11 protein-coding genes are annotated in these 13,692 nt (G+C 40.4%); 6 read left to right on the forward strand and 5 right to left on the reverse strand.

Annotation, left to right across the window (positions count from 1 at the left end; all coding sequences use genetic code 11):
• The first annotated feature begins 29 nt into the window (after nucleotides 1-29).
• The 4 genes from BLQ87_RS01460 to BLQ87_RS01475 all read left to right on the forward strand — a co-directional run bounded on the left by BLQ87_RS01460 (nucleotide 30) and on the right by BLQ87_RS01475 (nucleotide 4,066).
• Complete coding sequence (locus BLQ87_RS01460) at nucleotides 30-2,342, forward strand: hypothetical protein (protein WP_143010302.1); 2,313 nt, start codon at nucleotides 30-32, stop codon at nucleotides 2,340-2,342.
• Nucleotides 2,343-2,353: 11 nt separating this feature from the next.
• Nucleotides 2,354-2,635 carry a DUF1360 domain-containing protein gene (locus tag BLQ87_RS01465; protein WP_074604276.1) on the forward strand — a complete coding sequence of 94 codons (282 nt, stop codon included), beginning with the start codon at nucleotides 2,354-2,356 and terminating at the stop codon, nucleotides 2,633-2,635.
• 56 nt (nucleotides 2,636-2,691) lie between these two features.
• Nucleotides 2,692-2,961 (forward strand): hypothetical protein, encoded by a 270-nt coding sequence (locus BLQ87_RS01470; RefSeq protein WP_074604279.1) that lies wholly within the window; start codon nucleotides 2,692-2,694, stop codon nucleotides 2,959-2,961.
• 253 nt (nucleotides 2,962-3,214) lie between these two features.
• Nucleotides 3,215-4,066 carry a class I SAM-dependent methyltransferase gene (locus BLQ87_RS01475; RefSeq protein WP_074604281.1) on the forward strand — a complete coding sequence of 284 codons (852 nt, stop codon included), beginning with the start codon at nucleotides 3,215-3,217 and terminating at the stop codon, nucleotides 4,064-4,066.
• A gap of 80 nt (nucleotides 4,067-4,146) precedes the next feature.
• Here BLQ87_RS01475 and BLQ87_RS01480 read toward each other — a convergent pair whose 3' ends face one another.
• From BLQ87_RS01480 to BLQ87_RS33415, 5 genes are all read right to left on the reverse strand, one after another.
• Entirely contained in the window at nucleotides 4,147-4,419 is a 273-nt protein-coding gene (locus BLQ87_RS01480) for a DUF4242 domain-containing protein (protein WP_074604284.1), read from the reverse strand.
• Between the two features lie 369 nt (nucleotides 4,420-4,788).
• Nucleotides 4,789-5,880 (reverse strand): peroxiredoxin family protein, encoded by a 1,092-nt coding sequence (locus BLQ87_RS01485; protein ID WP_074604287.1) that lies wholly within the window; start codon nucleotides 5,878-5,880, stop codon nucleotides 4,789-4,791.
• Nucleotides 5,881-5,980: 100 nt separating this feature from the next.
• A complete protein-coding gene (locus tag BLQ87_RS01490; protein WP_074604895.1) occupies nucleotides 5,981-6,805 on the reverse strand; it encodes an NYN domain-containing protein in 825 nt (274 codons plus the stop codon).
• Nucleotides 6,806-6,917: 112 nt separating this feature from the next.
• On the reverse strand, nucleotides 6,918-7,697 hold the full coding sequence (locus BLQ87_RS01495; protein ID WP_074604289.1) for a hypothetical protein: 780 nt from the start codon (nucleotides 7,695-7,697) through the stop codon (nucleotides 6,918-6,920).
• A gap of 183 nt (nucleotides 7,698-7,880) precedes the next feature.
• Nucleotides 7,881-8,084 (reverse strand): hypothetical protein, encoded by a 204-nt coding sequence (locus BLQ87_RS33415; protein ID WP_143010303.1) that lies wholly within the window; start codon nucleotides 8,082-8,084, stop codon nucleotides 7,881-7,883.
• A 495-nt stretch (nucleotides 8,085-8,579) separates the two neighbouring features.
• Here BLQ87_RS33415 and BLQ87_RS01500 point away from each other — a divergent pair, with 495 nt between their 5' ends.
• Both BLQ87_RS01500 and BLQ87_RS01505 read left to right on the forward strand, forming a co-directional pair.
• Entirely contained in the window at nucleotides 8,580-11,741 is a 3,162-nt protein-coding gene (locus BLQ87_RS01500; RefSeq protein ID WP_245723768.1) for a SusC/RagA family TonB-linked outer membrane protein, read from the forward strand.
• Between the two features lie 59 nt (nucleotides 11,742-11,800).
• A complete protein-coding gene (locus tag BLQ87_RS01505) occupies nucleotides 11,801-13,684 on the forward strand; it encodes a RagB/SusD family nutrient uptake outer membrane protein (RefSeq protein WP_245723769.1) in 1,884 nt (627 codons plus the stop codon).
• Nucleotides 13,685-13,692: the final 8 nt, after the last annotated feature.

The following is a 13,692-nucleotide window of genomic DNA, read 5'->3' on the forward strand; positions in this document are numbered from 1 at the left end:
AAGAGTAGGCTATTAAAATAATCAAAACTATGTATATTTCTATGCAAGGCAATTGGACCATACGAGTTACGGCCAAAAATGCAGCCTTTAAACAGCAGTTTGTAGTGCAAGGCGCGACAAGCGGAAACGGTATCCATCCAGGTACAATCGGCGCAGCCGATGTGGTAGTCACTGGTGCCATGTGGACCCTTAACATCCAGAATAACCCAGGTACGGGCTTCCAGAATTCTGAGGCCCGGATTAAATTTCCAACCAAAGTGGGGAGTACCTACCAGTTTCAAATTCAATCCAATGATGCGGGTGCTGATCAGGATTTCGATGATTTGGTACTGACCTGCATTACGGCGGCCGGTGCTCAGGATTTTTTAGCCTATGGCCATGTCAGCACTTACAGCGGCAGTTGTCTGTATAATCCCTGCTACCGCAGTCATTTTGTGATTGATCACCTGGATGCTTTCGAAAAAGCATTAAAAAACCCAAGAATGCGCGAGCTGATAGAGAAATATTATCCTGAGCGCATCCCACCGGTTATTGTCAACCCAAATCCGCCAGATCCGGGACCTTTCAGACCCATTATGCTGAACTTAATGGATGATCGTCAAACACCGAATCGTTTGGCCGATGTATTTAACATTGAAAACGAAGCAAAGATCATTGATACCAAAGCAGCGAATAAAAAGGGCGCTGAAAACAGCCCCCTGGAAAGAACGCTGAAATTTAGTAAAACCATCCAGCTGGATTCCAAGGTGAATAGTGTGCTGGCCGCAGCGCATCGCGATATCGTTGGTATCTTTGATAATGCCCGTTTTGGATGTAGTGTTTCCGATGGAAAAAACATCAGTTTAAATTTTGAGGAGTACGATCGTACCACTGCTGAAAAACTTGGAAATCCCTATACCGGTACCGGAGAACGAAGAAATTTAGGCTTTGCTGTTACCGATATGAATGGTAACTACATTTTCCATTATAAACATACGGCTGGTGATGTACTCGACGAAATCTTTACAGACTTTGCTGCCGGCGAAAATGTAGCGATACAGCGATTGCCGGATTTGGTGGTAAGTATCCCCGGATCTACCGTTGGGGCGCCTGTTTTGTACGAAAGTGCCTGTTACTTCAATGTAAGCCAAATTAAGCGAATTGACATTTGCGTCCCGGCATCGGTGATACCCAAACCTTTCAATTGTTTTAACGGCAATATGATCGGTGCTTTAGGCAATGTAGTTATCGGCGGCAACCAAAATAGTACGGCAAGTTTTGCTGCTATGGATAGAGATTCTGCTACCTTGCACAATCATTTGTATGCTGATGGCCGCATTACCAGCCATAATGTTTTGGCACATTTGAATATTGATTGTGCGGCATGGGCGGGTACAGTAGACGTAAAAGGTTGTTTGTACAATACACAAAGGAAAGCTACGGACCCGATAATTGCCTTTTATACGATTAGATACAGCAAAAATATGTTGGAACCTTTCAACAGCTGGAATTATGTATCTGAAGGTTATATGGGCTATTTATTTCAGGGAATTGGTTTGGATCTGTTACCCAAATTGATAGGTACCTACGATACTGTGCCGTTAAAAGTTGATGGTGGTCCGGCAATTAAAGTACCTTATTACCTAAACGTAGAGGCTCAGATTGAAGCAGGAATTCCCTGGATCCCATATGATAAAAATCGCTTAATTCAGCTAAATACAGGAATTTATCAGGGTACAGCACCCGGAACGGTTTATTTCCGTATGGATGGTTACGATGCTGCAGGAAAACATATCGCAGGTGCTACAGATATGATTGCCCTATTTATCGATAACAATTACCTGGGCTTTAGCTTAGATGATGTCTGGTTTGATGCAGATGGTGTAAACATTGTAAAAGCAGAATGTAATTTATACCGCATTAAGGAGGCGTTTCTAAACAGCCCGTTAAACGTTAAATTTAAGGCCTGCGAAACTCACCCTAATTCTAAATTTCAGGATCATTACGACCTGTCTATCGGAAAATGTGGTACTTCTGCAGGGTTTGAGGTCAAACTATTTGGAAGCCTGATACCCGCACCAACCATTTTACATGGTGATAACCCAGATAATAACGAAGCACATAGTTGTCCTGGTTATCGGGGTACAGCAGATCCCAGCAAATTTGGAGATTCAAATGCACACCAGATTACTTTCGTACCCCTACCTGTTCCGGCAGGAAAATGGCTCGAACCTACTGAAAGTTATGCGACCGTTTCCATTGGTTTATCGGCATCAAAAAGAACAACCAATGGTTATGGAGCAGGTGCAAATGCGGCTCCATATAGTGTAAGTACGGGTGTCGCTATTGAACGTTTACCATAAGCTAAAGCATAATGACAGCCTATTTGTTTCTGATTTCTGTTCTCGCCGTTTGGCGTGTTACCCATTTAATACAAGCCGAAGATGGTCCCTTTGACATCATTTATAAACTAAGAAAACTTGCAGGTGAAAGCTTTTTTGGGTCATTAATGGACTGTTTCTTCTGTTTATCTATTTGGGTAGCACTGCCAGTCGGAATTTATTTCGGTAATGATTGGATGGAAAAAGTATTACTAACCCTGTCGTTCTCGGCAGCTGCAATATTTTTAGAACAAATCATTATGAAAAAGAATTAGGCTGCTCGAATTGTTGTACCTACGAAATAATCCAGTCAACCTTAAAAACTAAAACCATGAACTGCTGCGGACAAAAAAGGCAAAGCCTGCAATTTACTTCTGCTAATGATACTGATGTACATGAACCAGAAACCGAAAATAATCTGATTACATCAGATCAAAAGCCTGTCTATTTTCGATATACCGGAAATAACGAATTGCAGGTGAAAGGTATTTTTAACATCACCTATACATTCTCTGCACACAGGCCCCGGGTGTTGGTGCATCCGGATGACGTTTCGGTAATGAGGGGGTATCCGGATTTAGTGGAGCTGAGAGAAACCTAAATAAAACGAAAAGCCTGCTTATCTTAGGATTTGCAGGTTTTTTTTCGGTTTAAGGACCTGTGTGTATTAAATTCGAATTGTAGATATAATCAAAATATATCGGTATCTTTATAATGGCAATATTTCTCCCGCATCATTTACTGAAGCATTTATAAGCCGTTACAAAAATCACCTTTCTTATCTCTTTCTTGTTTCAGTTACTTAGTGCCGGACGTTGCGGCTTTATTTTTAAGTAAACTAATATCTTAATATCATGGAACAAGAACTCGAAATCATTCGTGACCAGCAAAAAGAGGTATGGAATAAATTTTCATCCGGCTGGAAGAAATGGGATAACCTTATGATGGACTTTTTAAACCCTGTGGGTGATGAAATTGTTCGCTTACTTAATCCCCAAAATAGCGATATCGTGCTTGATATTGCATCAGGAACGGGCGAACCCGGACTAACCATAGCTTCCAGACTGCCTGGTGGAAAAGTGATCCTAACTGACCTTGCGGAAGAGATGCTGGAAATTGCTTCTGAAAATGCGGGAATGAGAAATATTACAAACATAGAAACCTGTGTTTGTGACGTGAGTAAACTTCCATTTGCAGACCATTCTTTTGATGCCATAAGTTGCCGGTTTGGTTTCATGTTTTTCCCGGACATGCAGCTGGCAGTTCAGGAAATGGTGAGGGTGTTGAAACCGGGAGGAAGAATTGTTACCGCGGTATGGGACATTCCTGAAAAGAATTTCTGGGTGACTGCAATCATGGGGGCAATTAATAAAAACCTGGGGCTACCTGCAGCGCCGCCTGATGCCCCGGGAATATTTCGCTGTGCCAAAACAGGGGTGATATCTGACCTGTTTCAGGAGGCAGGCTTAACTGATATTTCAGAAGTAGAAATTGCAGGAAAGATGAATTGCAAGACAACTGATGTTTACTGGAACCTGATGACGGATGTAGCAGCTCCTGTTGTGGCGGCACTAAGTAATGCCGATGAGGATATGAAAGCTACAATAAAAGCCGAAGTATACAATTTACTGAATCAGAAATATGCGGATGGAAATGTGGTGATTGACTCCAGCGCTATCGTAATTTATGCGGAGAAACGGTCATAGTTTTTAGAGACAGGTTTCAGTAGTTATACTGAAACTTGTCTTTTAAGGGTAAAAATTCCAATGCAAAATTCTGGATTCAATTACTCGGCCGTTATCGGATCTATAACTGCGGAGACCTTATTTATTGAATTTGCAGGAAATCCGCCTTGCTTTGCATGTTCAAGAACCATTTCCTCATTTGGGGCATTGTAAATGCAATAGATTTTATCATCCGTCACATAGCTGTGTACCCATTGTATTTCTGGACCCATTTTGCTTAACACCCCGCAAGATGTCTGTGAAACTACCTTCAATTGTTCGGCGGTTAATTTTCCTGCTCCAGGAATTTCCCTTTCAATTACGTACTTAGGCATGGCAATAGTTTTTAGGTTTCTAATAATCCATTTCAATGGGGACGGCTAAAGTTTGCGACTGCAGGAGAGATGGACTTGGTAATCAGGAGAAAATTATGGATAGCTGCCGCTGAAATTCAACACTTAAATTTACAAATAATATTTCGAATTTACTCAGCAAATCATTCCGCATTCTGATGGGAATTCAAGAAATTTTTGATAGCTGATTACTTTTTAATAAGACGTCAAAAAGTTCAAATAGATATTTCTGGTCATATAGCATTAAACTAATATTTTAATAATTCTAATCACCCATTTGTATGGCAATATGCTCCAGTCCTTTACTATCGGTAAGGGCTTTTACTAAATGGACAAAAGATTTTTTGTACGTTATTGAAGCGCCTTTTCCAGGGTTTCTATTAACTCCTTACCACGTATATTTTTCGCTATGATCTTTCCATCTGGTGAGATCAGGAAATTGCGTGGAACCGCTCTAACTATATATTTTGCGGAAATCCAATTACTCCAACCCTGAAGGTCAGATATTTGAGCCCATGGCAATTGATCTTTTTTTATAGCATCAATCCAAAGCTTTCGTTCGGAATCAAGTGAAACACCTAATATGGTGAAGTTTCGATGTTTAAACTGCTCATAAGCTTTCTTCAGATTGGGGTTTTCGGCTCTACAGGGGATACACCAGGATGCCCAAAAATCAAGCAACAAGTATTTGCCCCTGAAATCGTCGAGCCTTACCTGATTTCCTGAGGTATCTGATTGTACAAAGCCGGGAGCAGTTCCATTTATAGAAAGACTATCTATCTGATATTTAATAAATCTACCATCAACATTACTTTTGGCCTCTGAATCAAGCCCCTGGTACAGGTCTAAAACCTGTTTTTGAGGAACTAAATCCATAATATTCCTAAGTAGTGTGGAATTAATACAGAAAGCAGGATTCGCTTTTATTCTATTGATGTTAAAACTCACTTTCTGCTCCTCATAGATCACATTTAGGGAGTCATATTTCAGCTTTGATGAAGCTGCCTCGGCTGTCGTACCTTGTGCAAACCATTTGTTCTGAGCATCACGCGTGCGATTGTAAATGGGCTCATTTTTCCAATCGATAAGCCATTGAGCCATCTGCTGATCAGATTTACTGCCGGTTATCGTTGCAAGAGCAAGACTTGTATCTGGTATATTGATCTTTATTATGCCAGGTTCTAAATAAAAGTTACGGTTTTGTTGATTAAATTTCAAACGGAAAAGATCTCCCTTTCCAGTTAATATTTTACCAATAGATTTTCCATTTACAATTTCAAGATCATACATGCGTAAAGATTTTCTGCCAAAAGGATTGTTATCAGAAATTTGCAATTTCGAACCATTCTTGAATTTTGGGGCATGAATCTCAAGAGAAACAGTATTTTGTGCCAGGCAGGTACTTTGAACCCAGAATAAGAATATTAATGGTATAAACTTCATAATCAAAATGATTTTATTGGTAAAATGTAAAGAACATTACCTACTCTCATTTCTGGTGATAAGGTCATGTAACAGATTGTAGCAGGATCTGTTTGTTGCTTTACCGTTTTGTCGATTTTCTCTTGTTTCCGGGCTTTTGTATGGGAGCGGCAGGTGCCGGTTGAGTGATTTTTCTAATATAGATGTGTTTAACATTAGCTTTACCACTTTCTCGTTCATCGACTTCAAAGCGGTTGGTGCTTTTGATTAAAGGCAGCAATTTAGAAAATCCATAATTCCTGGAGTCAAAATCTGGTTTTTTCTTCATCATCAGACTGCCCAGATCTCCAAGGTAAGCCCATCCGTCTTCATCTGCAAGGTCGGTAATGCTGTCTGTGAAGAGCCTGATGATTCCGGGATCGACTTTGTTTAAAGGCTGCATTTCCGAGGATTTAGTGCCGGTAGCGGTTTGTGATGGGCTATTATCTTCCGAAGGTTGTGGTTTAGGTTTCAGGATCTCAATGTAGATGAATTTATCACAGGCAGTAATAAAAGGGGTAAGGGTTTTCTTTTCGCCAATCCCGATTACTTTCATCCCTGCTTCCCGAAGTCTGGTCGCCAATCGGGTAAAGTCACTGTCACTAGAGACAATACAGAAGCCGTCTACTTTTCCTGTATAAAGAATGTCCATTGCATCAATGATAAGCGCACTGTCGCTCGCGTTTTTGCCACTGGAATAGCTATACTGCTGAATGGGTGTGATGGCGTTTTCCAGCAGTACTTTTTTCCATCCGGAAACTGTTGGTTTGGTCCAATCCGCATAGATTCTTTTGAAGGTAGGTGTACCGTATTTTGCAATTTCTTCGAACATCTCTTTTACATTGGCATAAGGGACATTGTCTGCGTCAATTAGTACGGCGAGTTTCAGGTCTGTCTCGTTTTTCATAAGCCTTATCGTAGGATTTTTTAAAGATAAGTAAACCTGTGTCATTTTTGATTATCGGACTATTTTAAAACGACAAAGCCTGGAATTCTAAAATTCCAGGCTAACTCTGTGTCTATTTTTTAAAATAGTTACCCACTTTTGATACCTTTTCTACCCAGGCACCCGAACTGGGCTGTAAAACATATTCACTCAGTCCTACCTCCTTTGCTTTGGGGGCCCAATCATAGGTATAACCCAATCGCGTCCAGGGGTAGTGATAATCTGTAGTCGCTGATAATGTTCGATAATAGGCGAAAACGATATAATTATTAAACCATGAGCTGAAACTTTCAGGGCTATTATTACTTAGTGCCGCAGTAGCTGTTTTAGTGGTGATCACCCGGCTGCCTGCCGGCCTGTACAAACGCTCCGGGTTTATCCAAACCTCGGCAATGTGCGTATTGCTTCGTTCATTAGCAGGAGGGAGGCCCAGCAACTGGCAGATGCGCATTGTGGTATCACTTGTTGCAGAGAAAGAAGAACCTATGCGTGCTTTCATTTGTTGTGGGATGAATAGCCAGGATTCTCCCCATGAAGTGGTAATTGAATCACCAACCGGATAGCTGGATGGAAAACGCATAAAACTAGCCATCAAAACATATGGCTTACCTTTAATTGTTTTCCATTGCAACGAGGTGTTTTCTGGAGTTAATGCCCATAATGTATCAATTCTTTCTGCATCATCAGCAACCATTGCATCCAGTATGGCGCTTTTGTACAAGTCGTTCATCGAAAGTACAGGTGGTTTCGGTTCGGGTGGACTAACATTATCTTTTTTACACCCTGCGAGTATACCAAGCATCAGTAAAGTACATAACAGAAAAGGAGAGTGGCTAATTGTTTTTTCTTGCATTAGATTTTTTTTATGGTTAAAGATTCAATGTTTGAATATAGCCTAAAAATATGTTATATAGTATAATGGATTGACTTTAACTTATAGCTATAAATTGCTAATTTTCAACGAAAAAGCCGCTTTTTTTAGTGTATACGTTGAAATTCTCCATTCTTACACAATGCAAGTACCTACTTATTCATCTTATTCATTTTTTGCATCATTTATTAATTCTATAATTTTTAAAGCCACACCGCTTGACGATTGAAAATTTTGTCCGGTGACTATTCTTCCTTCCGTTTCTACATGCGAGACGTTACGGGCAGAAAACTTAAAAATCCCGTACATCATACGTTGCAGCCCCTCCACCACCAATGTAATGAACAGCTTTATGGTTTTTTGAATCAATTTCTTCAGTTTTTTTGGTGTTTTTCATGGCATACATAAAATCCGGGTCAAATAAATATTGCTTTTGCAAAGTGTCGGATGTGTTGCCGTTTTAATGTTACGTGAAATTGCTGGCCTTATCGTTTTAGTTTGTGTATACATAAAGGGTGTGGTGGTGATTTGTGATATGGGAAATTTCACGACATAATGGCTGAGGTGTAAGAAATACATATGCTGTTTTGGTATAATTTAAATCAAATTACCTAATAATTATATTTTAACTTGATGTAAGGTGTTGAAAATAAATAGTTTGTTTGATGTTTTTGTTCTTGTTGCCTATGGAGACTAGCGGATCATTTTTTATAAAAAAACTTTTGATCATATTGTAAATAATATGTAACTATGTATGTACAAGCTTCAATTCTCTAATGGTTAGGATTATTTGATTGTTGTTTGGCCAAACAAACAAACCAAACTTAAACTATTATGTATCGAAGAATTTTTACTTGGCTAAGAGTGAGATATCTCTGCTATGTGCTCCTGTTAATGGCTACGGCCTTTGAATCAGTTGCTCAATCAAACACCACGATCACAGGTAAAGTAACAGATGTAAATGGCGGACCATTGCCCGGAGTAAGTGTTACACTGAAAGGCAACACCAATGGTGGCGTCACAGATGGAGAAGGGAAGTATGCTATTAAATTAACAAGTGGGGGAGGGACCCTCGTTTTTTCATTTGTCGGCTATATAAAACAAGAAATAGCTATTGCAGGCCGCAAGATCATTAACGTAGAACTAAAAGAAGATGATAACTCCCTGGAAGAGGTTGGTATTGTAGTGGCCTACGGTAAACAAAAGAAGGAGAGCATGGTAAGTTCTATTACCACCATTAATCCTAAAGAGTTAAAAGGGCCTACGAGTAACTTAACCACGATGTTAGCGGGGCGTTTATCAGGAGTAGTTGCTTACCAAAGAAGCGGAGAACCCGGAAGGGACAATGCGCAGTTCTTCATCAGGGGGGTTACTTCTTTTGGAGCAGGGAAAATAGATCCTTTAATACTGATAGACGGTATGGAATCAACACCTACTGACCTTGCCAGGCTGCAACCAGACGATATTTCGGGATTTTCGGTGTTAAAAGATGCTGCCGCATCATCATTATATGGTGCCAGGGGGGCAAATGGGGTAATTCTGGTGACCACCAAATCCGGTAGTGACGGAAAAACAAAGTTTAGCCTAAGGGCCGAAAATTCTGTTTCTTCTAATACACAGAACTTCCAGCTGGCAGACAATATTACCTACATGAAGTTGGCAAACGAAGCGGTATTGACAAGAACGATACCAGGCTTCAAATCTAACCCGCAACCTTATTCTCAAACCAAGATTGACCGTACAGCCGCAGGCTGGAATCCGCTATTATATCCAAATAACGATTGGATAAAGATTTTGATTAAGGATTATACCATGAATCAGCGGTTTAATATGAACATGAATGGAGGGGGTAAAGTTGCCCAGTATTATATTGCGGGTACCTTTAATATCGATAATGGGGTATTAAAAAATGAAGCGCTCAATAAATATGACAACAATATCAAATTAAAGAGCTATCAGGTACGTTCAAATGTAAATGTTAAATTAACGCCAACTACTGAAGGAATTGTAAGAACTTCGGGGTCTTTTGATGATTATCAGGGACCAATAGGCGGTGGGTCGAATATTTTTGGTCAGGCAATCTCCTCCAATCCGGTATTGTTTCCTGTTAGTTATCCTGCCTCAGCGTTACCAATGGTGAAACACCCTTTATTCGGAAATGCCTTAGTTGGTAGTGAGAATGTTTTTTACAATAATCCGTATGCCAATATGGTTTCCGGCTTCCAGCAGTACAATACTTCAACGTTAAATATCCAATTGGAAGTCAAACAAGACTTTAATTTTGTTACGCCAGGGCTTACAGCCCGGCTGATGACTTATACCCAAAGGTATTCTTATTTTGATTTAAACAGGAAATTTAACCCCTTCTTTTATGGTGCAACTCCAACAGATTCAAAAGGAGAGAATTACAATTTAAGTTTGTTAAATGAGCAGCAAATCCCCGCACCTACGGAATACTTAAATTATCAGTTTGGTGAACGTAAAGCGAATACGACCAGCTATATGGAGGCTGCGGTAAACTACAACAGAACATTTCATGAAAAACATGCAGTCGGAGGACTATTGGTGACCATCTTGCGTAACTATCTAACATCGAATGCAACTGACCTTCAATCTGCTCTTCCTGCCAGAAATCAGGGACTTTCGGGAAGGTTTACCTATGGCTATGACAGCAGGTATCTTTTTGAAGCAAACTTTGGGTACAATGGCTCTGAGCGTTTTGCCAGAAACAACCGATTTGGTTTTTTTCCTTCAGTTGGTGTTGCCTGGAACGCATCTAACGAGAAATTTTTTGAACCGCTAAAGTCTACCATTTCTAACCTAAAACTTAGGGTTACTCATGGCCTGGTTGGTAACGATCAGATTGGAGCTGAGAAGGATCGTTTCTTCTACCTGGCTAATGTCAATTTAAATAGCTTCACAGCAGGAGGCTTTGGTACTGATTATAGGTATATCAGACCTGGCGTTTCCATCACGAGGTATCCCAATGAAAATATTACCTGGGAAAAATCAAAAACCACAAACCTGGGGATGGACTTGACTTTGTTTAACAGCTTAAACATTGTTATTGATGCTTACAAGTCACACCGGAGCAATATTTTAATGCAAAGGAGTTTCATTCCAAGTACCATGGGGCTTGCTGCCAGTATTCAGGCCAACGTAGGCGAAGCGGAATCAAAAGGTGTTGACCTTTCGATGGATTACAACAGGACTTTTGGAGATGTATGGATTCAGGGAAGGGGAACATTTACGTATGCGACCAGTAAATTGCTGGTGAATGAAGAGCCGGATTTCGGCGATTTGACCTACCTCTCTAAAGTTGGCAACTCGCTTGGTCAGAATTATGGTTATATAGCCGAAAGATTATTTGTTGATGATGAGGAGGTAAGGAATTCTCCACGTCAGGCTTTTGGTAATGGTCTGGTCCCGGTTAGAGGGGGAGACATTAAATATAGGGATGTAAACGGTGATGGTCTGATCAGCACACTTGATATTGTTCCCTTAGGTTTGCCAACCTCTCCTGAAATTGTATATGGTTTTGGTCTGTCCGCTGGTTATAAAAAATTCGACATCAGTGGATTTTTCCAGGGCTCTGGCCGCTCATCGTTCTGGATTGAGCCCGCCAAAATTACCCCATTTGTGATGACCAGTGTTGTGGGAGTTGACGGAAATCTTCAAAACGGGCTTTTAAAAGGTATCGCTGATAGCTATTGGTCTGAAGACAACAGAAATATGCAGGCATTTTGGCCACGTCTAAGCCCTACTATTAGTGCAAACAATACACAGATTTCTAACTGGTGGATGCGAAACGGTTCCTTTTTAAGATTGAAAACTGTAGAACTGGGTTATAATTTTTCGGGGAAATCAGTGGAGAGACTGGGTATTGGTTCGCTTAGGGTTTATGCCAATGGCACTAATTTATTTGTTAAAAGCAGCTTCAAAATGTGGGATCCTGAGCAAGGAGGTAACGGATTAGGTTATCCGCTTCAAAAGGTATTCAACTTTGGGCTTAATGTCCAATTGTAAATTTTAGTTAAGAAAACGAGATGAAACTATTTAAAACTACATATCTTATTTTATCAGCTATGGCATTAACGCTCGCTATGCCATCCTGTAAAAAAGCTTACCTGGACATTGTGCCGGATAATGTGCCTACACTTGATAACGCTTTTGCCAATCGTAATGAAGCAGAAAAGTATCTGTTTACCTGTTACAATGCTTTACCGAATGATGCAAGTCCTGACTTTAACCCCGGTATGAATACAGGGGATGAGTTTTGGGTCTACACGCCTGTTCAAACCGGTGATTATGCCTCTTTAGAACCGTTTAATATTGCACAGGGTCTTCAAAGTAAAGTAAGCCCGGCTATGAATTATTGGGATGGATCTGGTGGTGGCAAATCGCTATGGTTGGGTATCCGTAACTGTAATATTTTCTTAGAAAATATTGATAAGCCAATCGATTTACAACCTTATGAAAAAGAACGCTGGATAGCTGAAGTAAAGTTTCTGAAAGCTTATTTGCATTGGTACCTGTTCAGAATGTATGGCCCTATTCCCATCATTGATAAGAATTTGCCAATTGATGCAAGTGCTGAGGAGGTCAAAGTAATTCGGCAGCCGGTAGACTCTGTGGTCAATTACATTTCAAATTTACTGGATGAAGCTGCTGCAGGAGCAGGAACGGGATTGCCGGATAAGATTCAGAATTTAGGTACCGAATTGGGACGGATTACCAAGCCTGCCGCCCTGGCGATTAAAGCCCGGCTGCTGGTAACGGCTGCCAGTCCGTTATTTAATGGAAATACAGATTTCAGTGGCTTTAAAAACAAGGATGGACAAGGATTATTTAACCCTACTTATGATATAAAGAAATGGCAACGGGCAGCTGCTGCCAGTAAAGCGGCTATTGATGCAGCAGAAGCTGCAGGAGTGGGTTTATATAAGTTTGCGCCAAGCAGTCTTCAAACCGCTGATGATGCGACAAAAATAGAGATGAGCATCAGGAATGCAGTATGTGAAAAATGGAACAACGAATTAATATTCGGTAGCATTGCCTCTACAAGTTACCTTCAAAGAACAGCTTGCCCGAATTTATTTCTGGCTCCGCAGTTCGACAATGGTTTAAGAGGACAATTGGCACCTACGCTAAAAATGGCAGAATTATTTTATAGCAAAAATGGTGTGCCTATTACCGAAGACCGCTTCTGGAATTATGCTAACCGTTTTAATTTGAGGACAGTTACCGCTCAGGATTCGGCTATGCAGAAAGATTACCAAACGGTAGGGTTGCATTTTGAAAGAGAGCCTCGTTTTTATGCGGATATCGCATTTGATGGCTCAAAAATGTATATGCAATCTAATCAAAAACCAGCACTAAATATCCAGAGCAAACTGGAGCAGGTATCCGGAAAGAAACAAACCCTTTACTATTCAATAAGTGGTTATTATACAAAAAAACTAATCAACTGGAATCTGGTAATTGGTGCTAACGGAGGCATAACCACAGAAAATTATCCATGGCCGATAATGAGGCTCGGAGATCTTTACCTGCTTTATGCAGAAGCTTTAAACGAAAGCGGCGATGTGTCAACCCCATTAACCTATCTTAATAAAATCAGAGCGAGAGCAGGTTTACAAACCGTAGAAAGTTCATGGACTAATTTTTCAACAAATCCGACCAAGTATACTAATCAAGCTGGATTGAGAGATATCATACAGCAGGAACGTTTAATCGAAATGGCATTTGAAGGCAGTCGTTTCTGGGATTTGAGAAGGTGGAAAAAGGCCGCTAGTCAATTGAATACACCTATCTATGGCTGGAATGTCAGCACAAAAACTTTTCCGGATTACAACACCAGAGTACTGTTATTTAATCAAACTTTTGTTAGTCCAAGAGATTATTTCTGGCCAATCCAAGAAAGTAATTTGCAGGTAAACCCGCGTTTAGTGCAAAATCTGGGCTGGTAATTTATCCC

This window comes from Pedobacter steynii (assembly GCF_900103665.1).
In the GTDB taxonomy this organism is placed as follows: Bacteria; Bacteroidota; Bacteroidia; order Sphingobacteriales; family Sphingobacteriaceae; genus Pedobacter; species Pedobacter steynii.

Coding starts and splice junctions, on each gene's coding strand:
- BLQ87_RS01490 (WP_074604895.1), bottom strand. CDS start 6,805: ATGAAAAACGAGACAGACCTGAAACTCGCCGTACTAATTGACGCAGAC.
- BLQ87_RS01465 (WP_074604276.1), top strand. CDS start 2,354: ATGACAGCCTATTTGTTTCTGATTTCTGTTCTCGCCGTTTGGCGTGTT.
- BLQ87_RS01470 (WP_074604279.1), top strand. CDS start 2,692: ATGAACTGCTGCGGACAAAAAAGGCAAAGCCTGCAATTTACTTCTGCT.
- BLQ87_RS01485 (WP_074604287.1), bottom strand. CDS start 5,880: ATGAAGTTTATACCATTAATATTCTTATTCTGGGTTCAAAGTACCTGC.
- BLQ87_RS01475 (WP_074604281.1), top strand. CDS start 3,215: ATGGAACAAGAACTCGAAATCATTCGTGACCAGCAAAAAGAGGTATGG.
- BLQ87_RS01480 (WP_074604284.1), bottom strand. CDS start 4,419: ATGCCTAAGTACGTAATTGAAAGGGAAATTCCTGGAGCAGGAAAATTA.
- BLQ87_RS01495 (WP_074604289.1), bottom strand. CDS start 7,697: ATGCAAGAAAAAACAATTAGCCACTCTCCTTTTCTGTTATGTACTTTA.
- BLQ87_RS01460 (WP_143010302.1), top strand. CDS start 30: ATGTATATTTCTATGCAAGGCAATTGGACCATACGAGTTACGGCCAAA.
- BLQ87_RS01505 (WP_245723769.1), top strand. CDS start 11,801: ATGGCATTAACGCTCGCTATGCCATCCTGTAAAAAAGCTTACCTGGAC.